23 protein-coding genes and 2 pseudogenes are annotated in these 25,782 nt (G+C 69.5%); 5 read left to right on the forward strand and 20 right to left on the reverse strand.

The features are described 5' to 3' along the window. Positions 1-337 precede the first annotated feature (337 nt). Positions 338-1,054: an NADPH-dependent F420 reductase gene (locus ACH4DZ_RS34125; protein WP_398291756.1), complete on the reverse strand. Its 717-nt coding sequence runs from the start codon at positions 1,052-1,054 to the stop codon at positions 338-340. Between the two features lie 222 nt (positions 1,055-1,276). On the opposite strand from ACH4DZ_RS34125, the gene ACH4DZ_RS34130 reads away from it, so the two are divergent. Beyond that, positions 1,277-1,936: a TetR family transcriptional regulator gene (locus ACH4DZ_RS34130; RefSeq protein WP_398291758.1), complete on the forward strand. Its 660-nt coding sequence runs from the start codon at positions 1,277-1,279 to the stop codon at positions 1,934-1,936. A 980-nt stretch (positions 1,937-2,916) separates the two neighbouring features. Here ACH4DZ_RS34130 and ACH4DZ_RS34135 read toward each other — a convergent pair. Beyond that, positions 2,917-3,369: an ATP-binding protein gene (locus ACH4DZ_RS34135; protein WP_398291759.1), complete on the reverse strand. Its 453-nt coding sequence runs from the start codon at positions 3,367-3,369 to the stop codon at positions 2,917-2,919. Positions 3,370-3,518: 149 nt separating this feature from the next. Between ACH4DZ_RS34135 and ACH4DZ_RS34140 the strand changes: the two genes are divergently transcribed. Beyond that, positions 3,519-3,893: an STAS domain-containing protein gene (locus tag ACH4DZ_RS34140; protein WP_398291761.1), complete on the forward strand. Its 375-nt coding sequence runs from the start codon at positions 3,519-3,521 to the stop codon at positions 3,891-3,893. A 266-nt stretch (positions 3,894-4,159) separates the two neighbouring features. Then, on the forward strand, positions 4,160-4,627 hold the full coding sequence (locus ACH4DZ_RS34145) for an SRPBCC family protein (RefSeq protein WP_398291763.1): 468 nt from the start codon (positions 4,160-4,162) through the stop codon (positions 4,625-4,627). Between the two features lie 398 nt (positions 4,628-5,025). On the opposite strand, the gene ACH4DZ_RS34150 is transcribed toward ACH4DZ_RS34145, so the two are convergent. The 4 genes from ACH4DZ_RS34150 to ACH4DZ_RS34165 all read right to left on the reverse strand — a co-directional run bounded on the left by ACH4DZ_RS34150 (position 5,026) and on the right by ACH4DZ_RS34165 (position 8,945). Beyond that, positions 5,026-5,175: a hypothetical protein gene (locus ACH4DZ_RS34150; protein WP_398291765.1), complete on the reverse strand. Its 150-nt coding sequence runs from the start codon at positions 5,173-5,175 to the stop codon at positions 5,026-5,028. 1,384 nt (positions 5,176-6,559) lie between these two features. Further along, positions 6,560-6,715 carry a hypothetical protein gene (locus ACH4DZ_RS34155; protein ID WP_189594521.1) on the reverse strand — a complete coding sequence of 52 codons (156 nt, stop codon included), beginning with the start codon at positions 6,713-6,715 and terminating at the stop codon, positions 6,560-6,562. A 487-nt stretch (positions 6,716-7,202) separates the two neighbouring features. Then, a complete protein-coding gene (locus ACH4DZ_RS34160; RefSeq protein ID WP_398291767.1) occupies positions 7,203-7,796 on the reverse strand; it encodes a hypothetical protein in 594 nt (197 codons plus the stop codon). A 189-nt stretch (positions 7,797-7,985) separates the two neighbouring features. Continuing rightward, positions 7,986-8,945, reverse strand: a complete 960-nt coding sequence (locus ACH4DZ_RS34165; protein WP_398291769.1) for an NADP-dependent oxidoreductase — start codon at positions 8,943-8,945, stop codon at positions 7,986-7,988. A 131-nt stretch (positions 8,946-9,076) separates the two neighbouring features. Here ACH4DZ_RS34165 and ACH4DZ_RS34170 point away from each other — a divergent pair, with 131 nt between their 5' ends. Beyond that, positions 9,077-9,940 carry a helix-turn-helix transcriptional regulator gene (locus ACH4DZ_RS34170; protein ID WP_398291771.1) on the forward strand — a complete coding sequence of 288 codons (864 nt, stop codon included), beginning with the start codon at positions 9,077-9,079 and terminating at the stop codon, positions 9,938-9,940. Between the two features lie 43 nt (positions 9,941-9,983). On the opposite strand, the gene ACH4DZ_RS34175 is transcribed toward ACH4DZ_RS34170, so the two are convergent. Both ACH4DZ_RS34175 and ACH4DZ_RS34180 read right to left on the reverse strand, forming a co-directional pair. Continuing rightward, a complete protein-coding gene (locus ACH4DZ_RS34175) occupies positions 9,984-10,232 on the reverse strand; it encodes a hypothetical protein (protein ID WP_398291773.1) in 249 nt (82 codons plus the stop codon). Between the two features lie 229 nt (positions 10,233-10,461). Beyond that, positions 10,462-10,857, reverse strand: a complete 396-nt coding sequence (locus tag ACH4DZ_RS34180; RefSeq protein WP_398291775.1) for a hypothetical protein — start codon at positions 10,855-10,857, stop codon at positions 10,462-10,464. A 593-nt stretch (positions 10,858-11,450) separates the two neighbouring features. Here ACH4DZ_RS34180 and ACH4DZ_RS34185 point away from each other — a divergent pair. Next, positions 11,451-11,882: pseudogene (locus tag ACH4DZ_RS34185) on the forward strand (response regulator); the annotation flags it as partial. 162 nt (positions 11,883-12,044) lie between these two features. On the opposite strand, the pseudogene ACH4DZ_RS34190 reads toward ACH4DZ_RS34185, so the two are convergent. The 12 genes and pseudogenes from ACH4DZ_RS34190 to ACH4DZ_RS34245 all read right to left on the reverse strand — a co-directional run bounded on the left by ACH4DZ_RS34190 (position 12,045) and on the right by ACH4DZ_RS34245 (position 25,782). Next, positions 12,045-12,861: pseudogene (locus tag ACH4DZ_RS34190) on the reverse strand (ABC transporter ATP-binding protein). A 346-nt stretch (positions 12,862-13,207) separates the two neighbouring features. Then, positions 13,208-15,088 (reverse strand): hypothetical protein, encoded by a 1,881-nt coding sequence (locus ACH4DZ_RS34195; RefSeq protein WP_398291778.1) that lies wholly within the window; start codon positions 15,086-15,088, stop codon positions 13,208-13,210. Between the two features lies 1 nt (position 15,089). Next, positions 15,090-16,370, reverse strand: a complete 1,281-nt coding sequence (locus ACH4DZ_RS34200; protein ID WP_398291780.1) for a lactonase family protein — start codon at positions 16,368-16,370, stop codon at positions 15,090-15,092. Positions 16,371-16,430: 60 nt separating this feature from the next. Beyond that, the gene (locus tag ACH4DZ_RS34205; RefSeq protein WP_398291782.1) at positions 16,431-17,297 is read right to left on the reverse strand and encodes an ABC transporter permease; all 867 of its coding nucleotides are present in this window, start codon (positions 17,295-17,297) and stop codon (positions 16,431-16,433) included. A 32-nt stretch (positions 17,298-17,329) separates the two neighbouring features. Then, positions 17,330-18,385, reverse strand: a complete 1,056-nt coding sequence (locus tag ACH4DZ_RS34210; RefSeq protein WP_398291784.1) for an ABC transporter substrate-binding protein — start codon at positions 18,383-18,385, stop codon at positions 17,330-17,332. Between the two features lie 14 nt (positions 18,386-18,399). Further along, entirely contained in the window at positions 18,400-19,986 is a 1,587-nt protein-coding gene (locus tag ACH4DZ_RS34215) for a carboxylesterase/lipase family protein (protein ID WP_398291786.1), read from the reverse strand. A gap of 35 nt (positions 19,987-20,021) precedes the next feature. After that, positions 20,022-20,705, reverse strand: coding sequence for a GntR family transcriptional regulator (locus ACH4DZ_RS34220; RefSeq protein WP_398291788.1), 684 nt, complete (start codon positions 20,703-20,705; stop codon positions 20,022-20,024). Positions 20,706-20,772: 67 nt separating this feature from the next. After that, the gene (locus ACH4DZ_RS34225; RefSeq protein WP_398291790.1) at positions 20,773-21,633 is read right to left on the reverse strand and encodes an amidohydrolase family protein; all 861 of its coding nucleotides are present in this window, start codon (positions 21,631-21,633) and stop codon (positions 20,773-20,775) included. 43 nt (positions 21,634-21,676) lie between these two features. Beyond that, a complete protein-coding gene (locus ACH4DZ_RS34230; RefSeq protein WP_398291793.1) occupies positions 21,677-22,660 on the reverse strand; it encodes an ABC transporter substrate-binding protein in 984 nt (327 codons plus the stop codon). A gap of 69 nt (positions 22,661-22,729) precedes the next feature. After that, complete coding sequence (locus ACH4DZ_RS34235) at positions 22,730-23,608, reverse strand: hypothetical protein (RefSeq protein WP_398291795.1); 879 nt, start codon at positions 23,606-23,608, stop codon at positions 22,730-22,732. Continuing rightward, on the reverse strand, positions 23,605-24,801 hold the full coding sequence (locus ACH4DZ_RS34240; RefSeq protein WP_398291797.1) for a DUF3500 domain-containing protein: 1,197 nt from the start codon (positions 24,799-24,801) through the stop codon (positions 23,605-23,607). The genes ACH4DZ_RS34235 and ACH4DZ_RS34240 overlap by 4 nt, the downstream gene beginning before the upstream one ends. A gap of 69 nt (positions 24,802-24,870) precedes the next feature. Beyond that, complete coding sequence (locus ACH4DZ_RS34245) at positions 24,871-25,782, reverse strand: hypothetical protein (RefSeq protein ID WP_398291799.1); 912 nt, start codon at positions 25,780-25,782, stop codon at positions 24,871-24,873.

Genomic DNA, 25,782 nt, shown 5'->3' on the forward strand with positions numbered 1-25,782 from the left:
GCCGCCGCTGCCATGACGAGTGGCAAACACGCCCAGCAGTCCGGCACGGAGATCTGGCTTCCGGCCGGCCGCAGGACGACTCGAAGCAGGTGGTACTGCGCTCACGCCGCAGCAGCCAGATGGGGCATGCCTTGCCCGAAATCGCAGCCGAAGTCGCGGCCGAGGCGTGCAGCCGCCGGACGCCACCGCCCCGGACGGCGTCATGTGACCTGTACAGGTGCCTCAGGTGCACGGTGCCTCAGGCGACTTGGACGCCGCCTCAAACCTACGGCCCCCCGGAGTCAGGGCCGCATGGCGCATTGGCTTCGCCCTGGCGGACACGTGGTTTGTGGGGCTTTCAGAAGGTGCGCTCGGCCACCTTCGCCCGTTTGCTGGTTTGCAGTGTGGTGCGCAGTGCGGCGGCGGGCAGGGGTGTCGCGGGGGCTTGGAGCATGTTTTCCGCGGCTGTGTTGGGGTCGGAGAGGTAGATGCGGGTGTAGGCACCGGACTCGGGTTCGAAACGCCAGCTCTCGCTGAGGGTTCCGGCGTCGACAGTGTCGTAGCCGAGACGGTGGATCAGCTGTTCTGCCCGGGACTTGGCGGCAGGGTCGTCGCCGGCGACGGGAAGGGCCGTGCGGTCGGGAGCTCCGGCGGGCCGGGCGAGCTGGGGGATGTGGTGGGCGAGGATATTGTTGAAGGCTTTCACCAGCTGGGCGCCGGGCAGCCACCGCCGGGCGAGTTCACTGGTGGTCAGATCCTCGGAGTCGAGTTCGGCGATCCGGCCGTCGCGGTAGGGATAGTAATTGCCGGTGTCCACCACAATGCGGCCGCTCAGCAACCCGCCGGGCAAGTGGACGTAAGCGGTGAGCGGGATGCTTAGCAAGGTCACCTCTCCAGCCCGGGCAGCCTGTTCGACCGTGCCCGCCGAGGCGCGCGGTCCGAGTTCCTCGACGAGTTCAGTCAGGCTCCGCGGGCCGCGAGAATTGGCGAACACCACGTTGATGTCCGCGGCAACGGCCAGCCGTGCGACGGCGCTGCCGATGTTGCCGCTTCCGATGATTCCCAGCGTCGTCATTGCTGTTCCGCCTTCTTTCGTAAGAGGGGTGCCCCGGGGTGAGGCCGGGCGCGTTTGGTGGTCGGGGGTGGTTACCGACCGTGAAGCGGGTCAAGCCGTGGGGCAGTGGGGCCGGAGGCGACGGTGGACAGTTCGGCGAGGGAGCGCTTCACGGAGTCAATAAATGCAACGGTAACCCAAACTGGGACTCCGTTCCACTTTGGGCCTGTGTACACTCACCTCATGGCTGGCCCCGCGAAGACTTCCTCCACCCCCGCACCGCCCAAGCGCGCCTCACTGCGTGAGCGGACGCGTGCCGCGATGCGCACGGAGGTCAGCGACGTCGCCTTCCGGCTCTTCGCCGAGCAGGGATACGAGAACACGACCGTGGAGCAGATCGCCGCCGCGGCCGGCCTGTCGCGCACCACCTTCTTCCGATACTTCGGCACCAAGGAGGAGGTGGTCCTCGGCCGGGTCGGCGAGTACGGCCGCCAGGTAGCCGACGCCCTCGCCGCCCGCCCCGCCGAGGAAAGCCCCTGGTACGCGCTGCGCCGCGCCTTCGACGTGATCACCGAGGCCGGTCCCGGCAGGCCCGGATCACCCGGATCACCCGGATCACCCGCGGACATGATGCGACTCCTCAGTCAGGCGTGCGTGCTGATGACACGGCACTGGGAAAAGACCCAGGGCTGGCAGAGCATGATCGCCCCGGAGGTGGCCCGCCGACTCGGCGGCCCCGACCCGGTCACCGACATGCGGGCGAACGCACTCACCGCGGCGGCGATCGCCTGCCTGGACGCGGCCACAGACGCCTGGATCACCACCGGCGGGACCGCCTCCCTGCCCGATCTCGCGGACCAGGCGATGGGATGCCTGCACGAGACGGGTGACACGCCCGGATAGCCGCACCGGGCGACGGCGCCCGCCATCCGCTCCCATGTCCCCGGCACGGCCACCGGCCCGCTGACGGCTCCGCGCTCGCCGCTCGTCGAATACGAAACCGCCGGGCGTCTGCAGCACACGGCCGCACCACCCCCTCCCCCGCATGGCCACGCGCAGCATCGCCGGCCGGCTCGCCCCGGCAGCCCCCGGCCGACATCCGTGGACGGGCCGGTCATTCTCCGTAGGAAGGGGTGGAGCACCCGTGAGACGCTGGACGTCACCCTCGTCCGGCCCGAACTGATCGTGGAAGTCGCAGTCGACGTCGCCCGTGACACCTCCGGCCGATGGCGCCACCCCGCCGGCGGCACCGACCACGCCCCGGCCTCACACCCCCCGCCGACGTCCCGCGCGAGCGCATCGTACTGACCTGCCGTGGTCTGGTCTGCGACCACGGTACGCACCTCCGTGGTCGGGCCCGCAGGCGAGGGCGCAGCACCGAGGGCCGTTGCCCGGTGAGCAAGCCTCGTCCTTTCGGCTGTTCAGCGGCAAGCGAACAGCCGCTGCCGGGAGGGAAGTCCCGTACAGCGGCTGTCACGAAGAGCGTGGTTGTGGAGGGGCGGTCGCCTACGCGGCGAAAGGCTCCATGAGGCTTCAGCCGAACGATCGTCCTCATGGGCTATAGGTGAGGCCCGGGGACACTGTCCCCTCCATAACCACACCTGCTGTAACCAGCACCCTCCGGCAGATGTTCCCGGCCCGGACGTGCGTTGCGCCCGGGCCGGCCCGGGCAGGTTCGTTTCTCGGCGAGCCGTACACCGATTTGTTGCGCTGCACCCGCCGCCAGTACCGGCTGCAGCACGTCGTACCGCAGGAACGCAGTACCGCAGTACCGCAGTACCGCAGTACCGCAGTACCGCAGACAGGGAACCGTATCCCCGGGCAGCAGCCGGCACTGTGCTCAGCGCCGTAGAGGCTTCCTTGGCACCTCGCCGGGGTTCCGCTCACGCCAGCGGGTCGGGCAAGGTGATGCGAGCGGTGACGCGTTTGCCGACCGGCTCCTGCCGCACCGACAGGTGCTCGCTCACGGCCTCGACGATCTCCAGACCGTGCTGGCCGATACGGCCCGGATCAGCCGCCCGAACCACCGGCACCAGCGGCGCGCTGTCCCACACGGTGACCTCGACCCGCTCCACCGTGATGCCCAGCTCCATCAAAACGGGGCCCGGGGCGTACTTGAGGGCGTTGGTGACCAGCTCGCTGACAACGATCTGGGTAAGATCCCTCGCGCGCACCGACACCACCAGACAATGGTCGGTGACAGCCCGCTCAAGGAAAGCCAGAGCGTGGTGGCGGGCCCGGGAGATACACCCCTCTCTCCCGTCCAGGGCATAACCGGCCCGTATGAGCCGGGACCCGGGCCCCGTACGGCCGCCAGTGTCGCCCTGGAACTCCAACTACCTTCGTCCCCTCAAAACTTTGGGCCGACATCGGCTGGTACCCGCTTGCGGCCTGCCCACCCGCCTGCAGGGGTGCCCGTCACCCATTCGAATGTTCAGCCGCGAGTTAGGGCAGAATCGCCGTGCACCCCCCGCACTCTAAGATAGTGCAACAGTTTGAAGAGACGGTGACCACCATCCACAGCAATGGGCTCTCCATCGAAGACCACACCCAGGACGGCGTCCGTGTCCTGACGGTCCGGGGCGAGATCGACGACGACGTCTGCCCTCAACTCAGCGCAGCCCTGCACGTCGAGCCCGGCGCTCAGCGGCCGCGTATCGTCGTCGACCTCAGCGGCGTCACCTTCATGGACTCCAGCGGCATCAACACCTTCGTCATCGCCTACCACGCGGTGCACACGGCCGGAGGATGGCTGCGCATCGCCGCCCCCTCCCCCGCCGTCGACCGCGTCCTGAATCTGGTCGGACTCGACACCCTCATCGGCTGCCACCCCAACCTCGAACGAGCCCTCACAGCCTGACCACACCCCACCCGCCCCGCTCAACCAGCCGCTGGCGCGGACCGGCCGGCGCCCGCCCACCCCGGCCGACCGGCCCACCCAGATGACGCAGCGACCGCGGGGAAGGCCTGACAGGTCCTTCCCCAATTGTGGCGGGCGCTGTGCAACTGCCGGACGCCACCGCCCTGGACGGCGAACTCTCGTGTGGGACACCAGCGGGCGCGCTTGCATTCGACCAACTGATGAGGATGGGTTCAATGGAACCTCGTCGGTTCTAGAATCGGGCCATGGACAGGACCGACCGCGCCAGCCGGGTGATCGCCGCACCACCAGCGACTGTCTACGGTGCCCTTCTCGACCGGGAGTCCCTTGAGACCTGGATGCCGCCGGACGGCATGCGCGGGCGGATCGAGCGGTGGGATCCCCGGTCAGGTGGCGGGTTCCGGATGGTCCTCACCTACCTCGACCCCTCCGGCAGCCCTGGCAAGACTTCAGATGCGACGGATGTCGTCGATGTCGAATTCGCCGACCTGATGCCACTGGAACGTGTGGTGCAGCGGGCGGTGTTCGAGGCCGACGACCCGTCGTACGCGGGCACTATGACGCTGACCTGGCACTTCGGCGCCACCGGTGACGGGACCGAAGTGACCGTCACCGCCACGGACGTGCCACCCGGCATCGACCAAGCGGTCCACGAGGCCGGAATCGCCTCCTCGCTGGCCAACCTGGCGTCGTACGTCGAAGCGGCCGACTAACTCAGATCGACAGCACCCCGGGCCCGGCCGCCACCGCGCCCCCCATGTCGCTCCTACTCCTCAACTCCAGCCAAGACATAGGCAAAGCGGCCTCAATGGGGATGTCAGAACCCCGGCCACGCTCGTACACCCGTGGTGCCCCGCCGACCACCGCACCCGCCCACGCGCCACAGCGGTACTTGTACCCCTCGCCCGCCGTACGGCGGGCTGAGCATGCCTGATCCGGGTTATCCACAGGCCGGAATGTGATCGGCGATTCCTTCGTACGCTACTGCCCGAGTCGATCACATGGGGGTGTGCGGGATGCGGTACGGCGTGGGGATGGCGGACCTTGCGGAGGAGGTCATGGCGCAGCTGCCGGACGACCAGGCCCGGTGGGAGGCGATAGCGCTTGTAGATCAGCGGCGGCGGAGTTCGTCGGTCCAGTCCCGGAGATGGACTTCGAGGGTGAGGTTGTCGCCCGCACTCCAGTCCCAGTCATCCAGCTCCACCTGCAGGCCGGCATCAAGCAGCTGCCAGGCCACCCACTCCGCCCGCACGGTCCGCATCCGTATGACTGACGAACCACGGCCTGTCGGGCGATCTTGTGCCGCTCGTCGCTGTCCCCCGCGCCCCGCGTACCGCGCCCCGTCGTACGTTCTCGGAGCGGACAGCGTAGAGCTGACCGGCCCAAACCGTCCCCGCTTCAGGGACAGTCATCCAGCGGGCAACTGTGGCGGGGCCATAGTGCGTTCGGTATCTGTCCGGGCGCAGAGCCGGGTAGGTTGCGACTTGGGGCCGTGCCGTGTCAACGCAACCGGCCCGGCCCCACCAGATCCCGTTCGCCGGTGCCGGGTCGATGGACAGACCCACGTACTCCGTCCCCGCCGTGAGCGGCTTCGGCGGGCGTCGGGGGTGCGCGGTGCGGTGGCTGCCGTCCTGGTGGTGGCCGGTGTGGGCGCCCTCGGGGCCAGGCGCGAGGAGCGCTTCGGGCCCAGGGATGCGGGACCAGCGGCGGGCGACGTCGTGCGTGCGTGCTTTGAACCGCGGATGAGGGTCCGGGACATAGCCGCCCGAGGGCCGCTGCAGCGTCAACGGCTGCGACGGACGTGCCTCCCTAGCTCTGAATCAGGTATCCGTCGTAGCCGCCGCAGGGCGCGATGGCCGTCGACCACAACTCCCTGGCGGATAAGGGAATCCCTGTCTGGAAAGTCCAGATCGAATTCGCTAACCATCGATCTCTTGTTACGTTCTGTAGCGACCCTGACTACTTGAAACCCCGCTGGGGTGTTGGTTCTGGCCGCTGTCTCGGCTGCCGCGAACGTCTTGCGACTACTGCGCGAGCTCCTGATCCACCGCTGAGAAGGAGTACTCGTTCCCGTGGCCTGCCTACCACATTCTCCCCGCCCTGCGGCGGGGAGAAGGCGGGCAGATGTAATGTTCAGGGCTGCCGACTTGGACACTCAGTCACTTGAATCCGCGGTATCTGGGCTGCGCTCTCGTTCTTCTTCAAGGTGGCGTTCTCGAACGTCACCGGTCCCAAGCCAAGACAGCTCGCTCGTAGAGCAGCGGGACGCGCCGTATTTCCCACTCCCCCGCGTCCTGGCCCGGGGGTCGGGGGCCGGGGTGCAGCTGGCTCGCCGGATCATCCGGGAGTTGCCGGATCGGGTCGGGTGCGGGAGTGGGCGGGTGGTCCCGGACAGGGAGGTCTGACAGGTCCCACCAGGCGATATAGAGGCGGTAGCCGGACTGCAGGCCGCGTACGGTCTTGGTCTCACTGATGTCCAGGCAATGGGTGGAAATGGCGGCGGCCACGATCTTCTCGTCTAGGCCCGACTCACGGCTGCACCAGCTTCGCCGCCGCCACCTGGCCTCCTACGCCAGCCTCGCCCCCGGCCACGACGTCATCCGAGACGTCGAGCCACGGCGAACACGCCGCGAGGTGCCCTACCCCTAGAAGAAGTGCTTGCGGCCACCGACCGCGCGGCCGGTCGCACCCAGGATCCACAGGATGGCACCCACCAGAATGAGGATGCCGCCGATCGTTGTCAGCAGCCCCATGCCGACAAGCAAGCCGATGAGCAGCAGAATAAGCCCAAGAATGATCATTTCAAGCTCCTGTCGTCAGGTCCGACTCAGACGTGTGTACGTATGAGCTTCACAACGGCCTAAATTCCCGTCGACCGGTAGGCACCGGCTCCGAACTACACCAGAACCTCGGTGCGATAGCCCTAGTGCCCGGCGACACGGTATCCACGCACGTCCTCGAAAATTTGTTAGGCGCTGTTCTCGGATCTGCTGACGTGCCTACAGTGTGGGGCCAGGGTGGCAGCGCGGCGCAGGTGGCGCTCTCCCCTCTGAAGGCCGGCGTCGGGTTCCCGGCGAGGTGGGCGAGACGGTTGTGCAGAGCGCCCTGCCGCCCGACTGGGTGGGACACATCCGGAATAGCATGGACTTTGCCGGGACTAATACTCACCGACACAGTGCGCAGCCCCGCTCTGCCAGCGCGGTCGGCCGCGAAACCGAAGTGGGGCGGCCTCCGTGCTGCCCTGTCCGTCGAGGGCGACCAGGTGGCGCTGCGCTCGCGGCGCGGCACTCAGATGGGGTCCACGTTCCCGAAGGTCGTGGCCGGGGTCGCGCAGCTCCGGATTGCCAAGCGTGGTATCAGGGTGGCCCGTGCAGCGCTGGAGTGGCCAGCCCACTTCGTCGCGTTCGTTCTGCTCAGGCTGTCCGGGACGGACCCGACCGGGTGGACTTGCCGGCGGCACAGGGCCGCTTCCGCGGCCAGGCCGATGGGGCCAGGGTGGAAGTAGGTGTCGCCCAGGCGGTGGCGTTCGCTGGAGTCGTACTCACCCGAGTCGGTCTTGTCGGCGACGGTGAGGGAGGTGAGCCGGGAGAAGTCCGACCACGTCTCCGCCGTACGCGTGCCTTCCGGAGTCGAGGCGCCGGCGGTCTCGTTGCCGGCCTGGTCGTAGGACCAGTTCGCCGTGGAGCCGTTCTTCGACGTGAGCTGCTGGGCGTCGTTGTAGGTGTAGAGGGTGCCGCGGGGGCAGCCCTTGTCGACGCCCTGGGAGGTGAGGTTGCCCGCGAGGTCGTAGCAGTACTGCCAGGACGAGTTGAGGGTGGTGCCCTTCTTCTCCTTGACGTAGGAGAAATGGCCGGCCTTGGTCTGGCGTCGAACGTTTTCCACCGCTTGCGGCTCAGACCCGACCGGGCTTTGATCGATGTCGGTGCGATGCCCGTACTGCCGGTGCCGTCGGTCGACGTTGCCCGAAACCGACCGGCCGGCAGCGGTTGTCCCGCGTGGCAGACCGGTTCGTGACCGCCGCCCGTTACCGTGGCGTCGACCTGCGCACCGCACCCCGCTGACCGGGCTCCGTCAGAGGGAGCTGCGCGGCACTGTCACCACGTGCTTGCCCACGACGCCGCCGCGCTCGAACGCCTCGTGCGCGGCGGCGATGTCCGCAAGCGGGTACACGCTGTCGATCACCGGGCGCAGCGCACCCGACGTGACGTAGCCGGCCACGTCGCGCAGGAGGGGGGTTTCGGGGTTGGCACTGAAGGTGCGGATGCGGCGGGTGCCGTGCACGCTGGAGGCTGCGATCGCGGCCAGCGCCGACGGGGACAGTCCGACGGTGACCATCCGGCCCCCCTTGGCCAACCGCCCGCGGTAGCAGTGCAATTCCGCGCCGACGGTGTCGACGATGACGTCGAACGGCCCGATCTGCTCCGAGGCGGTGGAGCGGTAGTCCAGGACCTCGTCAGCGCCGAGGTCGGTCAGGAGGTCGGCGTGGCGCTCACGGGCCAGCGCGGTGACGTGACCGCCCATGGCGTGTGCCAACTGCACCGCGGCCGTGCCGACTCCGCCGGCCGCGCCCCGCACCAGGACCCGTTCCCCGTCCGCGAGGTGCACGCTGTCACGCAGCGCGATGAGCGCTGTGGAACCGGCGACCACCAGGGCTGCCGCCTCGACCGACGAGAGGTCCGCCGGGGCGTGCGCGACCCGTTCCGTGGAGACCACGACGTACTCGGCCGCCCCGGCGACGGAGTGCCGCCGGCGGGGATGCACCATGCCCCACACACGGTCCCCGACCCGGTAGCCCTCGACACCGGCGCCGGTCGCGGCGACGGTGCCCGCGAAGTCCAGTCCCACGCCGATCGGGAAGCGGCGTCCCGACACCATCTTCAGCTCTCCCGAGCGGACGATCACATCGTGCCCGTTCACGCTGGATGCCTCTACCGACACCAGCACCTCACCCGCACCGGGTGCGGGGTGCTCGACGTCGTTGACCCGCAGGACGTCCGCCCTGCCGAAACCCGTGATCTGAACGGCCTTCATGTCATTCTTCCTTCCGTGACCGGCTGTGGTGGATCCGATGTTGGACCCCACAAGCGACATCACGGTCGTTCTCCCTTTCCTGGGTCTGGCAGACCCACCCTCGCGGGCCGCGCCGACGGCATACTGGCGCCGTGACCGACTCCTCCCATTCCCTGAGTGACGATCCCCGGCGCGAGCTCGCCGATTTCCTGCGTACCCGCCGAACTCGGCTTCGGCCAGAGGACATTGGACTGGAGCCCGGCCCGCGACGGCGCGTCGCCGGACTGCGGCGGGAGGAACTGGCCCTGCTGGCGGGGGTGAGTTCGGACTACTACCAGCGCATGGAGCAGGGACGCGACGTCCGGCCCTCCGAGCAGGTTCTGGACGCCCTCGCGCGCGCTCTGAACTTCTCCGCCGAGGAGTCCCGGCACCTGCACAGCCTCGCTGCCGCCGCGCGTACACCCAGCCGCCTGCCTCGCTCGTACGAGCCGGAGGAAGTCCGGGACACCACACAGCGGTTGCTGCACACCATGACCTCGCCCGCTCTGGTCGTCGGCCGATTCCTGGACGTCCTGGCCTGGAACCCGCTCGGCGGCGCCCTACTGGGGGCGTTCACCCGACAGCCGCAGAGGGAGCGGAACATGCTGGCGCTGTTCCTGCGTCCCGAGGCCGACCGGGCATGCCCGAACCGGGCGGCCACCGCCGCTGAGCTTATCGGGATGCTGCGTACGCAGGTCGCCGTCGATCCCGGCCACCCGCGCGCGGTCGAGCTGGTGGGCGAACTCGCGGTCCGGAGCGACGAGTTCCCGGCGCTGTGGGCCCTCCACGATGTGGAGGAACCGACCCGCGGCCAGATGCGCCTCACCCATCCGCAGGTCGGCGAACTGAACCTGGACTGGGACGCCTACCCGATACCGGGCAACCCCGGCCCCGCACTCATGGTCTGCACCACCGCCGAAGGCAGCCCCGACGCGGAACGACTCCAACGGCTCGCCGACCTCCTGGGCGCCCCTTGACCCACCACAGCAATCCATCCTGCGGATCAGCGCAAGACCTTGGTCACGCGCTGGGATGTGCCGCAGCCGTGTCTTCGAGCAGGAGCTTGCCGCCGGTCGTGTCCTGCACGGTCGCGGCGGCGACAAGGACGGCCAGCACCAGACCGAGCGTGCCCGGGCCGCCGTGCCGGGGCCGGTGTGTCTCCCCCGCCGAGCGGTGAAGACCGGTTCGATCTCGGGGCGGATGGGTGGTGTAGCCGTCCCGGCCCGAGTGGCGGGGCCGCCGTACGTTCAAAATCAGCGTATGGGCCATATTTGCGAGATACCTTGCGAACGCTCCTCTGAGTGCGTCCTTCGGGGCGACAAGGCTGCCACTGGGTACTGCTATTGGGTGCACAGATTTCGCAGGTTGGTTCGTGGAGTCAGCATGCTCTTTACCCAAATGTTCGAGCAAACATACCAGGCAGAAAGCTCGTCACCAGGATTACCGTGACGAGCCTTCTGCGCTACCGCGAATCACCTACTGTCGTACGCCCCCTACCTCAGGGAAGGTTGACGCCCACGGTGTAATTGCCGGTGACATCGGCGCTGACGTGGACCACGTAGCCGCTGACCGGTCCCACGTATGAAAGCGTCTTGTCAGCTCCGCTGTCTGTCGCAGTGGCAACAGTTTCCGCGCCGCCCGGAACGAGGCGGAGAAGAGTCAGGCTGGAGTCGCTGTCGTCGGGGCCGTCTAGGCAAACTTCGATCGGGCCTTTTTCGAGAGAGATCAGGTACTGCCAGGGTACTGACGTCTGGCCTGCGGTCACACGGCTGGTTCGCGTGTATTCGTACGCTCCACAGTCCTGCGTGGACGCGGCGGCCGGTTGCGCAATGGCGGCCGATCCGGCGACCAATACAGCAGTGATGACCATGGTGGGGAAAGTTATTTTCTTCATTCCGGCCCTCCATTTAGTGGCGCTGGTTGCTTGAAACTTATAGCACCACTTTGCGATGGGCTTCAACACCGAGTCGCCACGATGCCGGGGATCGATAGGTTATTGACAGGAACCGTTGATGGGAGGCGGCGGGCACTCGTGCGATGGCCGGTGCTTTGACCTGCAGCTCGTTGGTTGTTTGGCGGATGTTTAGTCCTATGTCCCGCTTCGTCGATGTGTGGGCATATAGGTGTGACTAGGTGAGCTTTCCATAAGATGACTCGAAGGCATTCTGCGATTCTGGGTAGACGCACGATGGACCCCCTGCACGCGCATGCCAAGCTCATCGAGCGCCGCTCGGCGTTCCGGGGCAAAGCAGGCGCGGGCGGCCTTGGCGAGGTCCTGGTCGTCGAGGGCGGTGCGGGCCGCCCGCAGCCAGACGTCGTGGGGGGGCGATGAGTCGCTGCGAGTCCGGGCAGAGTGGCTCGGTTACCGCGTAGGCGATTGCCGCGTAGGCGGAATCGGCCGCCTCCGTGTCGTTCAGCGGCGTCGCGGCCAGCACGGTCGGCACGACCCAGTCGTCGCCGTTCTGCGCGTAACAGGCGGGGTATGACGCCGTCACCGTCACTGACGGCGTGCAGGCGCTGGCCGGGGCCGAGCGTGACTCCTTCGGCACGCTGGTGGTCGATGTGGCGATGCCTCATGTCGACGGCGTGGCCGTGTGCCGAGTGCTGCGCGCCTGCGGCGACCTCACACCGGTCCTCATGCTCACCGCCCGGTTCGGCCTCGCGGACCGGGTCACCAGGCTGGACGCCGGTGCCGACGACCAACTCGTCGAACTGGCCCTGGCCGGTGCCAGCGAGGAGGCCGAGGAACTGTCGCGGCGGGCGCGACAGCGTCGCCCTGCGGTCAGCCGTTCCCCGCCGGGCGCGCTCGCCGATCCGCTGGGCAGCCCCGATGTGCGGCGGGCCGCGGCTCCGCCGACGCCCTTCCTCCGTCACAGGGATCGGTCCCGCGTCGCCGACTTGCCGACTTGCCGACAGTGATCGCCCCGGGCCACCGGGGGCTTCTGGCAGCCGAACACGGTAGCGTGGAGGCCGCCATCGGCGTCACGCAACGGCGGGTGCACCGTTCCGCGCCTCAGCCGCACGTCCGATGTCCCGGCCGATCGGCGCGGCACGGCACGGCGAACGTGGTCCGGTGGTCGTTCAGCGGCTCTCTGCCCCCGCGGCCGACCCGTCATGGCCCGCGCCACGGCGGACGCGCGGTACGACGATCGGCGACGCGTCGCCGGGGCGCTGACCATGTCGGCGTCCACCTCGCACAGCTTTCTTCACGAGAGCTGCGTCGATCGTGTCGCGGGGCGTTCCGCGCGCGACGACGCGGCCGTCCTTCATGGCGACCACGATGTCGGCGTAACGCGCGGCGGCGGCCAGGTCGTGCTGGACCATGACGACGGTGTGGCCGGACGCGGCGACCACGCGGACCAGTTCGAGCACGTCGACGGCGTGGCCGAGGTCCAGCGCGCTGGTGGGTTCGTCGAGCAGTACGACCGGCGTCCCCTGGGTGAGCACCATCGCGAGCCAGCACCGCTGCCGCTGGCCGCCGGAGAGCCGGTCGAGTCGCTCGCCGGCCAGTTCGGCGGTGCCGGTCGCCTTTAACGCCTCGCGCACGGCGCGCTCGTCCTCGCGCGACCACTGGCGCAGCAGGCCCCGGTGCGGATGACGGCCGTAGCGGACGAGTCCGGCCACGGTCACCTCCTCGGGAGCGCGGCGACTGAGGGAGCAGGGCTGTTATCCGGTGGACGGTTTCGCGCCTGCCCAGGCCCCAGCCGTCGGCGCCGACGCCGACGGCGACGGCGACGGCGTGAACCGTACCGGCGTCGGGCCGGTGCAGCCGGGCGACGACACGCGACAGGGTCGACTTGCCGCAGCCGTTGGGTCCGACGACCGCGGCGACCTGCCCGACGGGCACTGTGAGCTGGACGTCCTTGACCACGGCGCGTCCGGGGTACCCGGCGTGCAGCCCGCGTACCTACAGACCGGGAGGGGTGGGCGACGCGGCGGTTGTCACAGGAACCGTCACGGCCGCGCCGGCACGACGGCCGCCGTGTCGGTCGTCGACCCGCGCAAGGGCACCGTGACGGAGTCCCTGGCCACGGGCGGCAGACCCCAACCACGTCGAGGTGGCGGACGGCACCGCCGACGTGGTCGACAAGTCCGGGTCCGGCGCAGGCGGCGAGGAGCAGGTCAACCGGATCGGCCTCGCCGCTGAGAGAGGGCCGACGGCCCTCCCCGGGCGACGGCAACCGCACAGACCGATGTGCCCGCGCACTGCAGCGTGCGGGCACATCGCCTCGTTCTCGCTCAGGTCACCCGGACAGGACATCCTGGGTGAGGAAGAGCGGCATCGAGTCCTCCCACTGGCTGTCGGTCAGCATCTTCTTGTCGGAACCGTCCGCCTTCATGCTGAAGATCTGGCCGTACGGCTGGAAGGTGTCGTCGTACAGCGCCGCTTCTTCCCGGAAGCCGTACATGCCGCTGCTGTACAGGATGCGGCCGTCGTGGTTCCAGACCGCGTGGGCGTCGTTGGCACCGCTGCTCGTCAGGACCTTGAGGCCGCTTCCGTCGGGCCTGATGGTGCATACGTCGAAGTTGGTAGGGCTCGTCCTCCGGGTGAACAGGATGAGCTTGCCGTCCCAGGACCAGTCGGGCAGGTTGTCGGACTCGGTGGTGAGGACAGTCGTCGCGCCGGTCCCGAGGTCGAGGATGCGCAGGCCCATCTCCTTGCCCCACACGCGGTAGACGATCCGCTTGCCGTCCTGCGCGTAGCTGGGGAAGCCGGCGTTGACCGTGCCGTCCGTGAGCACCTGGTGCGAGGAGCCGTCGCTGGGCACCCGCACGAGCACGGCACCACTGGTCGCACGGGTCTGGAACCAGCCGCCCACGCCGAACGCGATCCACTTGCCGTCGTGCGACCAGGCGGGCCGGAAGGCGCCGGCCAGCCCCTTCGCGACCATCGCCGGGTCGAGGCCCGAGGTGGCGCTGTCGAAGACGACCTTCTGGTCCGAACCGTCGACGCGCATGGTGACGATCGAGGAGGTGCCGACCTGCTTGTCGGTGATCGCGAGGCGCCCGTCCTTGGACAGCGCGGGGAACACATCACAGAAGCGGTAGTCCCAGTCCTGGTCCCAGCTGTACAGCGGCGCGTCGAGCGCGCGTGTCGTGTAGTCCGGCTTCTCGTAGATCACCGATGTCCCGTCCGGCGACCAGACCGGAGAGCGCAGCGCCCGCTTGACGGACGGCCGCGTGCCCGAGACGTAGGCCAGGCCTTCGTCGGGTCCGCCCTTGACGAGGTAACCGATCTCCGTCCCGCCCACGTACTGGGGCGCCACCTTCAGGCCGGGGCCCGAGGTGTGCTCGACACGCGCGCCCGTCGCCACGTCGACCGAGACGATCTGGGATTCCACGGTCCCGATGGCCTCCGGGCGGTGCGCGCCCCAGGTTCCTTCGACGGTGATCTCGTAGAAGACGATCCGGGAACCGTCGGGTGACCACTTCGGCGAGCCCAGGCAGTATCCGTCGCGGGTCGCGACCTGCCGGAAGCCGGTGCCGTTCGGCCGGACGACGTAGACGCTCAGCTCCTGCGTGTGCTCCCAGCCGGTGCCGTTGCCGTGCCCACGCCATGTGGTGTTGCGGTCGCTGGAGAAGGCGATCCACTGGCTGTCGGGCGACCAGGAGGGCCGGAAGTGACCGTCCGGGCTCGCGGGATCACCGGCGAGCGCGGCGGTGCCGGTCAGGTTGGTCCGCTTCCTCGTGGTGAGGTCCAGCAGCCAGATGTGGGTTCTGTGGTCCCCGCTCGTGGAGACGAAGGCCACCTTCGTGCCGTCGGGCGACGGCACGGCCCAGTCGTTCATCGCCGAGTCGGCCACCAGAGGCCGGACGTCCGATCCGTCGGCCCTGGCCCGGTAGAGACATGAGTTGCCGTCGCCCGTCCGCTCCGACGTGAAGAACACCGAAGCGCCGTCGGCTGAGAAGCCCGCATGGTATTCGAACGCGGCGTTCTCCAGCAGCACCCGCTCGTTGGCACCGTCGGCGTCGGAGACGTACAGGGTGGACGAGGACGGACCTATACGGTTCATCAGCATCACCCCCTTCTTGCCGGAGGCCGCCGCCGCCACGGCGAACGGGATGGGCAGCAGCGCGCCGCCGGCGACGCCCGCGCCGGCTGCGAGAAACGCTCGACGCTTCATGTCAGGTGACATCGCTGTCCGAGTCCTTTCGTTGTGCTTCCTGTCGTCCGCCGACCGAGCGGACACCGATGCAGTCGGGAGAGGGGACGGCCACGGAGGTACCGGCGTCCGTGAGGTGCCCGGATTTCGGGTCCACATGGAAGAGGTCGACCGTGCTGCTCGCCTCGTTCGCGACGAACAGCCATCGCCCACCGGGATGCAGGGAGAAGCTCCACGGTGTGACGCCGCCGCAGGGCAGGCGCTGCGACTCGGTGAGCAGGCCGGTGTCCGGGTCGGCCGAGAAGACGACCAGGGCGTTGTCACCGCGGTTGGAGACGTAGACGTGGCGGCCGTCCCGGCTGATCGCCAGTTCGGCGGCGCTCGTGGTGCCGGTGTGACCCGGCGCGTTGGTCGTCAGGAGCCGGCGGGGTGTCAGGACGCCCGCACCGGCGTCCCACCGCAGGACCTGGATGTCCGCGGTGAGCTCGTTCAGCAGGTACACCGTCCGCCCGTTCGGGTGGAAGGCCAGCCGTCGTGGGCCCGACCCGGGTGCCGTCGCGAAGGAGCCGGGGCCGTCGGGCGTTCGGGCGGACAGCCGGTGCGAGGCCCGGTCGTAGGCGTGGACGAACACCCGGTCGGCGCCGAAATCCGCGACCAGGGCGAACCTGCGGCTCGGGTCGACGACCACGTGGTGCGGATGCGGTCCGGCCTGTCGCGGACTGGGCCCCGACCCGGTGTCCTGCACTCTGGAGGCGACGGCACCGAGCCGCCCGTCGCGGCCGGCCGGAACGGTCACGGCGGTGCCGGTCGCGAAGTCGGCGACCAGCAGTGTGTCCGCGTCCGCGGTCAGCCCGATGTACGACAGGCCGCCGCTGCCGCCCGGGACGGTCTCGGTCGCGAGCTCCCCGGTCCGGTCGAGGGCTCCCGAGGCGTCGTCGATACGGAAGGTGCGGACGAACCCGCCCGGTTCGCCGCCGGCGACGTACAGGACGGGGCGGGTCGGATGCACCGTGACCCAGTTCGAACTGACCTGCGCCACGGGTCCGAGGGGGGTCATGGTGCCGTGGACGGGGTCGAACCGGACGGCGTGCACCTGGTTCCGGCCCCAGGTGCCGATGTAGAGCAGGTCGCCGTGTCTGTCCGGGGCGGCGGCGGCCGAGGTGGCGGAGAGCAGTGGTGCGGCGGTCGCGGCCGAAGCCGTGGCCGCTGCCAGCAGCACCGCTCTGCGGGAGGGCCACCGGGATGACGACGGTGGCCGCTCTCCCCCGGTGGCGGACGGTGAGGTGTGCGGGTGTTCTTTCATCGGTGGAGCTGTCCTTTCCCGTTGCTGGGGCGTGTGCGCTCTGCCGACGCGCTGTGCGGTTCAGCCCTTGGGCTGTGGCCTGCGGCGGGCCGCGAGACCGAGCCGTTTCAGGGCGTACGAGTCCAGGGCGGTCAGCACACCGTTGAGAGCGAGCGTCAGCGCCACGAGGACGATGAGGCCGGCGAACTCGGCGGCAGCGTCGAGATTCTGGGCCGCGGTGAACAGCTCATGGCCGACGCCCTCGGAGGAGGCGATGAACTCTCCGCCGATGACGCCGAGGATGGCCAGCGGCCCGCCGGTCTTGAGAGCGGCGAAGAACGGCGCGGCGAGCGTCGGGATCGTCACATAGCCCAGGACATGGTGCCTGCGCCCGCCCATCACCTGGACGACCTCGACGAGTTCACGTTCGCGCAGCCGCAGGCCGAGATAGATGTTGTAGAAGACCACGAAGGCGACACCGGTCATGGCGATGGTGATCTTCGACCAGGGCCCGATGCCGAAGAACAGCAGGAACAGCGGGGCGAGTGCGATCTTCGGGATGCCGTTGACGGCTGCGACGAGCGGTTCGAGCACGCGTCCCAGGAGCGGGAAGGAGCCCAGTACGAGGCCCATCACGGTCCCCGCGGCGACGCCGAGACCGAAGCCCGCCAGCACTTCGGTGGTGGTGACCTTGACGTCGGTCCAGCCCGAGGCAGAGCTGAACATGGTGATGAGCGCGTCGTACACGTCGGTGGGCTTGCTGACCGCGTACTCGGGTACGACGGGTCCGCTCATCACCTGCCACAGAACCAGGGCGGCCACGATCACCAGGATGCGCAGCGCGATGACGGAGCCCGTGCTCTGCCAGCCGGCGCGTGCGTTCCTGGCGGGCCGTCCCGCCGTGTCGGGCTCGGGCTCGGTCACGGCTTTGTCGGTGACGATTGCCATGGTCTTCTCCCTTCCGGTCGGGTTCGGCCGTGTCACGGCAGGTACGTGTTGGTCCAGTTGTCGGCGGACACGCTCGCGTCCGGCACGGCGCCTATGCCGTCCTTCACGAAGGCGACGGTCCTCTTCCATCCGGCGGCGTCCTGCTTGGCGGTCTCGGGCCAGTCCACCTGCGAGACGGCTTCGCTCAGCACGTCGTCGGGCACGCCCGGCAGGCTCGCGCGCGCCGCCGCCAGGACGACCTTGTCGTCGGCGGCGTGGGTGTCCAGGTAGGTGGTGGCCTGCTGTACGGCGGTGGCGAACCCCTCGACCGTGGCGGAGTTGCCCTTCGCGTAGGCCTCCTTCACGACCACGACCTGGCCGTATCCGGCCTGCCCGTAGGCCCACTCGGGAACCTTGTCCGGGTCGGCCACCACGATGCCGTCGCCCTCGTGCTGGACCTGCAGCGGGATCGGCTCCGAGGTGATGAACCAGTCGACCTCGCCCTTGGTGAGGGCGGCCTTGTCGGCGGCCGGGCTCGGCAGCGAGACCCACTTCAGCTTGTCGGGGTCGACACCGTGGGCCTTGAGGAAGATGCCCGCCTCGGCCTTGGTGTTGGCGGAACTGGCGCCGGCCGTCGAGTCGGCCAGGGCCTTGGCCACTTCGGCCGCCGGTGTCTTGGCGGTCAGGTTGTGCTTCTTCGCGAACGCGGTGCTGACGACGATGCCGAGCGGGTTGCCTCCCCCGTTGGTGGCGACCGAGAGCTCCGGCAGGCCCTTGGAGAGGCCGGCCAGGTAGCTGGTCGGGCTGGAGTTGAGGAACTGCACCGAGCCCGACTGCAGCGCCGAGGTGCCCGTCGCGGCGGTCAGCGTCACGTACTTGATCTTGATGTTCTGCTTGGCGAAGTAGCCGTTCTCCTCCGCGAGGCGGATGGACAGGTCGAAGACGTTACCGCTCACTCCCACCGAGACGGTGGTCTTGCCGTCCGCGCCGACCGACGACGAGCCGTCGTTGCCGCAGGCGGTCAGCAGTGCGGCGGAGAGCACCACGGAGGCGGACAGTGCGAAGAGTGGGCGGTTCCTGCGGTGCGTCGTGCGCTTCGTGTCTTTCATGGGAACTCCTTTGTTCACCAGGGCTGTTGGGTGGAGAAGAAACGGGTCCAGAAGTCGGTGTGCGCCGGATCGGCGAGGGGGACGGGCCCGAAGGCGGCGCCGATCTCCATGACGCTGCCGGTGTCCGCCGAGAAAGCGGGCCAGTGGGGCAGTCCGGCGCCGTTGGGGTCACCGGTGGCGACGAAGTTGGCCCAGTAGGAGGAGAGAGTGCGCGCGATCTCGTGGTCCGCCTCGGTCCATGTCCCGGTACCGCCCGCCGGGTTGCCGAAGACGTAGTCGATCTCGGAGCCGTGGGATGCCCGCCGGGGGCCGGTGTCCGCCGGCGTGCGGTGGGTCCAGAAGTAGGTGTGCAGTCTGCCGGTGGCCCGGCGGGTCCAGTCGGTGCCCCACAGCCAGGTGGAGATGCGGGAGTTGTCACGCGCCGCGCGGCTGCTCGCACGGGCCGCCTCGTCGTCCGTGCGGGCCGGGTAGAGCCGCAGGAATTCTTCGGCGAGGGGCCCGAACTTACGCCGCGCCGCCGCGACATGCTGGTCGAGCGTCACGTTCACGGGCGGCGATCCGGGCCGCACCGTTCGTCTCCCGGTTCGCAGGTTCGCGACCATGCTCCGCGGGACGGCCCCGCTCTCGTCGAGGTTGTTCCCGGTCAGGTAGTCGACATCGTTCTGCAGACCCTGGGTGTACGTCTCGTCGTAGCCTGCGGGGATCACCCACCCGTCGACGACGGGACGGAACAGCGGCGGTCCCGCCGCACCGCCCGTCTCGACGGCCGTGTCGAGAGGATGGTGCCCGTCGACCAGCTTCCGCCAGTGCAGGGACCGCAGCTCGTGGACGGTCCGCGCGCCGTGTTCCCGGGTGTACCGGTCCCCCGCGGTCTCGGCGTCGGCCCGCAGGCGGTAGGAGGTGGACAGGTAGCGGAGTTCGGGATCGCGTGCGTACCGGGCGTGGCTCTGTGCGATCGCACGGCGGAACAGGCCCTTCGCGAGCGGGGACAGCGCCAGGAAGTTGACCGCGCCCGCGCCCGCCGACTGGCCGGCGACGGTGACCCGGTCGGCGTCGCCGCCGAAGCGCGCGATGTTGTCGCGTACCCAGCGCAGGGCGGCGACGCAGTCGAGCAGCCCGTAGTTCCCCGACGAGCCGTGTTCCGACTCCTCACTCAGTTCCGGTGTGGCGAGGAAGCCGAAGGCGCCGAGACGGTAGTTGAAGGTGACGACGACGAGGCCCTTGTCCGCCAGGTTCTCGCCGTCGTAGCGGGGATGTGCCCCCGTTCCCTCGCGGAAGCCGCCGCCGTAGATCCACACCAGTACCGGGCGGAGCTCCGCGGAGGAGGGCGCGCCCGTCCAGATGTTCAGGCTCAGGCAGTCCTCGCTCATGGGCACGTCCACGCCGGTCGCCGCCGCGTCGGTCGGCGCCTGGGGGCACATGGGACCGAACCGGTCGGCCTTGCGCACCCCTTCCCAGCGAGGCGACGGCCGAGGGGGCCGCCAGCGCAGGTCGCCGAGCGGTGGCGCGGCGTAGGGGATGCCGCGGAAGACTGTGACGGAACGGTTCCGGCACGGTATGCCCTCGACGAGCCCTGCTTCGGTGTCCACGATGTGCCGCATGGGGTCCTTCCGGCCCCGGCGGCACGTCAGGTGACCTACTGCACGGGGGGCTTGTCCAACAGCAGCGCCCTGCGGGCGGAGCCGACGTGATGGCGCATCGCCGCGAGAGCCGCATCGGGGTTGCGGGTCACGATGGCGAGAAAGATGGCCTGGTGTTCTTCCAGCGACCCGGATCGCGGGTGCTGTGCGGAGAGATTGCGGTACTGGCGCATCACCAGGGGGTAGAGCAGCGTGTCGTAGGCGCGGGCCAGGGTCGTCTGGTGCGCGGCGTGCTTAATCTGCTGGTGGAAACGGCGGTTGCCGCGGGAGTAGGAGTCCTGGTCCCCACGGGACCGCGCCTCCTCCATCTCCTGGAGGGTTCGGCGCATGTCCTCGATCTCCTCGTCGGTGGCCCGCTCCGCCGCCTTGCCGGCGAGGGCCGACTCCAGGGTTTCGCGAGCCTCCAGGATGTCCGCCGCCTCCTCCGCGGAGAAGCTCCTCGTGCGCACCCCGCGATTGACCTCGCTGGTGACGTAGCCCTCCTGCGTCAGCCGCACCAGCGCGCTGCGCATGGTGCTCCGCGAGACGTTGAACATCCTGGTCAGGTCCGCCTCGGTCAACCGCGTGCCCGGTTCGATGCTGCCCGACACCAGCAGTGCGCGAAGTCCCTCGTACGCCTGGCTGTAGCGGCTGCCCGCCGCCTTCGCCCCGGACTCCGCGCCGATGCTGTCGCTGTCCACCTTGGCCGCCTTTGCCTTCTGTAGGGATGAGAACCGAGGCGGGAACCCTAACCGACGGCATGTCCCGTCAGCTCCCGTATCCGCCCAGGGACGGGTACAGGCGCCTGGCCGTACCCGCGAAGATCTCCTGCCGATCCGCCTCCGGCAGCCCTGCGAGGACTTCCCTGGCAAGGGTGAGCAGTTCCGGCAGGGCCTGCTCGGCCGCCGGGCAGTTGGACCCCCAGGCGATCCGTTCCGCTCCGAACGCCCCGACGACCGGACCGAGGAAGTCACCGGCATGCTCTCCGGCGTCCTGCAGCCGTTCGAGGTTGCGGTGGGTGAGCTTGAGATGCAGGCCGGGGTGGGCCGCGAGTTCCGCGACCTCGGCGCCGGCGCGGGCGGGCGAGGCGGCTATGTCGGGGTAGCCGATGTGGTCGAGGAGCACCTTCACGCCGGGGAACCGCTGCAGGAGTTCCACCAGCTGCTCGGTGGCCGGCCCGAGGCGCATCTGCAGGCAGACCGGCAGGTCCAGTTCCGCGGCCTGCTCCCAGAAGGGGAACGTCTCCGGGGCGACGAACCACTCCCCCTGCGTGGGCACGGTACTGCCGCTGGTGAACAGCCGTACGCCGGCCAGCCCGCCCTCGCCGACCGCGGCCTTGAGGTTCGCGGCGGCGTCCGGGCGCAGCGGGTCGACGGTGCCGACGGCGACGAAGCGCTCGGGCCGGCGCCGGGTGCTGTCGAGGACGTACGCGTTGTCGTAGCCGTAGTGCGTGGTGGCCTGGACCAGGACGGCCTGAGCGATGCCGGTCTCGTCCATGCGGCTGACCATGCCCTCGGCGGTCACGGGCCGGGTCGCGGCCCACTCCGACTGCTTGCCGCCGATCGGGGCCTTGGGGTAGCGGGTCAGGTCCTCGGAGATGATGTGGCAGTGTGCGTCGACGATGTCCACGTGGGGTGCTCCCTTGTGCTCGATGAGTTCTGTACGGGCCGGCTCAGGCGACCGGGTAGTCGCCCGCGGCGAACAGCGAGCGCGGGTCGGCGGGGAAGTCCGCGTCGAGCAGGCCCTGGTCCTTGGCGAACCGCACCATCGCGTTCAAGCTGGGCTCGTTGGCCTTGATGCCGTAGGGGACGGGGTCGCCGCCGATCGCGCGCCCTTGGCGGGCCAGCCGGGGCACCGCCGACCACTCGGGCCGGGCGGCGAGGTGCCGGCGCTTGCTCGCCACGAACGCGGCGTACAGCTTGGCCGGCAGGCCGGGGTCGCGGTCCACCAGCTCGGAGCGCACCGAGATCAGCGAGTGCAGCGGGTAGACGCCGGTCCGCAGGTAGTGGTCCACGGCGAGCGTGCCGGCCTCGGGGAAGAGCGGGTACGGGCCGTCGTCGCCGTCGGCCGCCGGTGCGGCCGCCGCCGTCCAGCCGGCCGTGGGCGCACCTGCCCGGCCCGTCCCGGCGTTGCCGGTCAGCGCGGCGTCGATCTCCCCGGCGCGCAGCAGCTCGCCCAGGGCCCGGCCGTCGGTGACGCGCTCGACGTTGGCCGGGGCGCGGCCCTCGATGTGGTCGTCGTCGTCGACCACCCAGGTGATCTTGTCGATGTCCACGCCGTACTCGTCGCGCAGCACGCCACGTACCCACACTCCCGTGCTCACCGAGTAGGCGCGCACCCCGACCCGGCGTCCCTCCAGGTCCCGCGGCACGCGGATGCCGGAGTCGGCGGCGCACTGCACGTCACCGTGGTGGAAACGCCGGTTGAGGAACACCGGGACCGCGGTGAGCGGGATCCCCTCCTGACGGGCCATCAGGTAGGAGACCGGCGCCAGTTCGCACACGTCGAACTCCAGGTCCCGGATCATCCGCCGATAGGCGCCGATGACCGGCCTGACCTCCACCGGATCGACCAGGTACCCGTCGATCTCGGCGTCGCCGTCCAGCAATGGCCGCGCGTGCGGGAAGTCTCCGAGAACCACCGTGAGCTTGTCCATGCTCTGTCCTTTGCTTTTCTGGTTCTGGTTCTGGTGCTGGTACTGGTCCGCCGGTCCGTGTCGCGGGTCTCAGCCGCCGAGGCGGGCCGGCGGTACGCCGAGCGCCGCGCACGACCGCTCGACCAGCTCGTCGTAGTCCACCGCGCGCGGGATCACGTCCTGCTCCAGCGCGTAGGCTGCGGCCTTGGTGAACGCCGCGCGCAGTCCTTCGAAGCCCACGGGATGCAGGGCGACCGGGCCGCCCTCCTCCTTGGCGGCGAGCACCGCCCGCATCGCGTCGTACGCGGCGAGAACGGCGGCGGGGTGCTCCGCGGCGGCGGCCTCGGACACGCCGACCACGTGATTGACCGGGATGAACCCCTGGTCCTTCGACCACTGTTCGGCGACCTCGTGGGCGTTGTCGACGGCGGTGCGGACGCGGTCGTCGGAGGGCAGTTCGTTGCCCATGATCCCGAAGTCGACCCGGCCCTCCAGGAAGTCCGCCGGCAGCTTGGTCCCCTGTGGCGCCCGCTTCACCCAGGACGGGTCCTCGGCGCCGTCGACGTGATGGCCCTCGTACGTCGTCCAGTCCGCCTTGCGCAGGTCCACGCCGTACTGCTCGGTGAGGAAACCGCGCATCCACACGCCGGTGGTCTGGCTCCAGGCGCGCACTCCGACGCTGTGCCCCTCCACGTCGGCGACCGACAGTTCGCCGAGGGTCACCAGGGTCTGGTGCTGGTGCCGTCCGAGGGTGGTGACAGGTAGCAGCAGCACCGGCTTGCCGTAGGCGAGGGCCTGCAGGACCGTCACGATCGCCAGCTCGCACAGGTCGACGTCCGACTCGTTGACGAAACCGCGGGAGGCCTTGTGCACCGGCTTGATGTCGACGCGCTCGGGCTCCGAACCCGCTTCGCGGGCCGCCGACAGCGCGGCTGCCGCGAGATCGTCGCGGCCGAGCACCAGCTTCATTTGTCTCTCCTCTTCGAACTGTTGTGGCTCTCGCGACTCATGTGCGGTCCGTGATGCCGCTCGTGGTGCTGACGCAGCAGGTCGACGCCGAAGTCGTTGCCGTTGGGGGTGCGGACGATGGTGTGGATGTGCCGCCGCGAGGGGTAGTCGTTGTCGAAGAGCACGCCCGCCATGTGCTCGAACTCGACGAGGATCACCGGGCTGTGGAAGCGGTAGTAGAAGGTGCCGTCGGGGTCCCCGGCCCAGCCGAAGCGGGTGTCGCCCTCGTGGGCCAGCACCTCCTCCATGCGCACCCGGGCGTGGTGGTCGCCGGCCCGGTTCACATACAGGCCGAGGAGTCGAAGCGCGGTGTCCCGCTGGCCCAGGGACATCTCGGCGAGCCGCAGCCCCTGGGGGTCGAGCTCCCAGTTGTCCCGGAAGGCGCCGACGAGCAGCTCCTGCGGCATGGTGTCCGCGACAACGGCCCGCTCCCGCTGTCGTCCGTCGAGCTGGGTGAACAGCTCGTGACCGAGTGCCTCCTCGCCCCGGAAGGCCACGGTCCCGGCGTACTTCCCTGACCCGGCGATCACGGGTTCGGCGCCGAGGAAGGAGGGGGTGAGGACCATCTGATCGCCGACGAAGACGCAGTTGATGTTGACGTGGTGTCCGTCGAGCTGCCAGCCCCACGGGCCGCCGTTCTCCGGCTCGCCGTAGAGGGAGAACCAGTACAACCACTCGTTCAGTCCGTGCGTGTTGTCGCTCAGCTCGCCGATGGTGAGGTTCAGGCGCATCAGGTCGACCGTCTGGCGGTATCCGTCCGCGCTGAGGCTTTCCCTGATGACGGCCAGGGCCCGCTCGCGCCCCGCGTCGTCGAACTCCTCCAGCAGCATGCCGTGGCGCAGGAAGTACCGGGCGCCGTTGTTCCAGTGGCGCCAGCTCACGTCGTCCATCGGGAACCGGCCCTCGGCGAGCTGTTTCTCCGTCAGACCGGCCAGGTAGGCTTCCGCCGCCAGGTACACCTTGCTGACGTCCGCGCCGGTGTCGCGCAGCGGAAACAGTCCCGGCCGGATGCCGTCCGACGTGGCCACTCCCCGGAAGGGCTCGTTCGCCGCCTTCACCCGCCAGGCGACCTTGTCGAGCAGGTCGGGTGTCCAGATCTCCGGCTCGCGCGTGGGCGGGTTGCCCCGTTTGCGCAGCCCTACCGGCTCTCGCATCGCTGGTCCTCCTCTCGCTGTTGATGCACGGGTGCGCCGCTGTGCGGCGCGCCCCTGTCGATCGCCTCCTCACGTGTCGAGGAAGGCGGTCTTCTTCTCGATCGCCACGACATCCACCGGCTGTTCGATGAGGCTCTGCTCCTGGGCGTACCGTCCGGCGATCTCCAGGCAGGCGGTCAGCGAATCGCTCCACCCGGCCGCGACCGCGCGCCCGGCGGGTGAGTCGTCCCGCTCGCCCGCGGTGTCCCCGATCGCCTTGTTCAGGGCGCGGTAGAAGGCGAGAACGGCGTCCGGGCGGGTGCGCATGACGTCGTCGCGCACCACCAGCAGGTGGTTCGCCGGGATCGTCCCGTGCCGCTCGGTCCACGCCAGGCCGGCGGTCTCGGCGTCCGCCACCAGCGGAACCAGTCCCGCGCCCTGCCCGCCGATCGCCTTCGGGCCGAGCACCGCCGCACAGACGTCGTTCGAGCGCAGCAGGTCCACGACCCGCTCGGCCTTCGACCGCTCCACGTACGACGGGTTGACGTACTGGGCGACGTGGACGTCCTCGGTGGTCACCCAGGTGACGTCGGAGGACTTGACCCCGTACTCCTCCCGCAGCCAGCCGCGCACCCACAGGCCGGTGGTCTGGCCGTACGCCCGGACGCCCACGCGCCGGCCGACGAGGTCCCCGGGACCGGTCTCCGGGTCCTCCGGCAGCCGGGTCAGGGAGCGGTGGTGGGTGCTTCCCACCAGCACCGCCGGCAACAGGGTCAACGGGATGCCGGCGTCGCGTGCCTGGAGGTAGGTGGCCATCGGCATCTCACAGATGTCGTAGGCCAGGTCGCGGACCATCCGGGCGAAGGCCGGGGGCAGCGGCGAGGACTCCAGGTAGCGACAGTCCACCCCGTCCACGGGGACGGTCCCGTCCTTCAGCGGCCGGGTGTGCGGGTAGTTGCCCAACAGCACGGACAGTGGTGCCGTCGCATGTGTCTCGCTCAT

The organism is Streptomyces sp. NPDC017991, from assembly GCF_044328075.1.
In the GTDB taxonomy this organism is placed as follows: domain Bacteria; phylum Actinomycetota; class Actinomycetes; order Streptomycetales; family Streptomycetaceae; genus Streptomyces.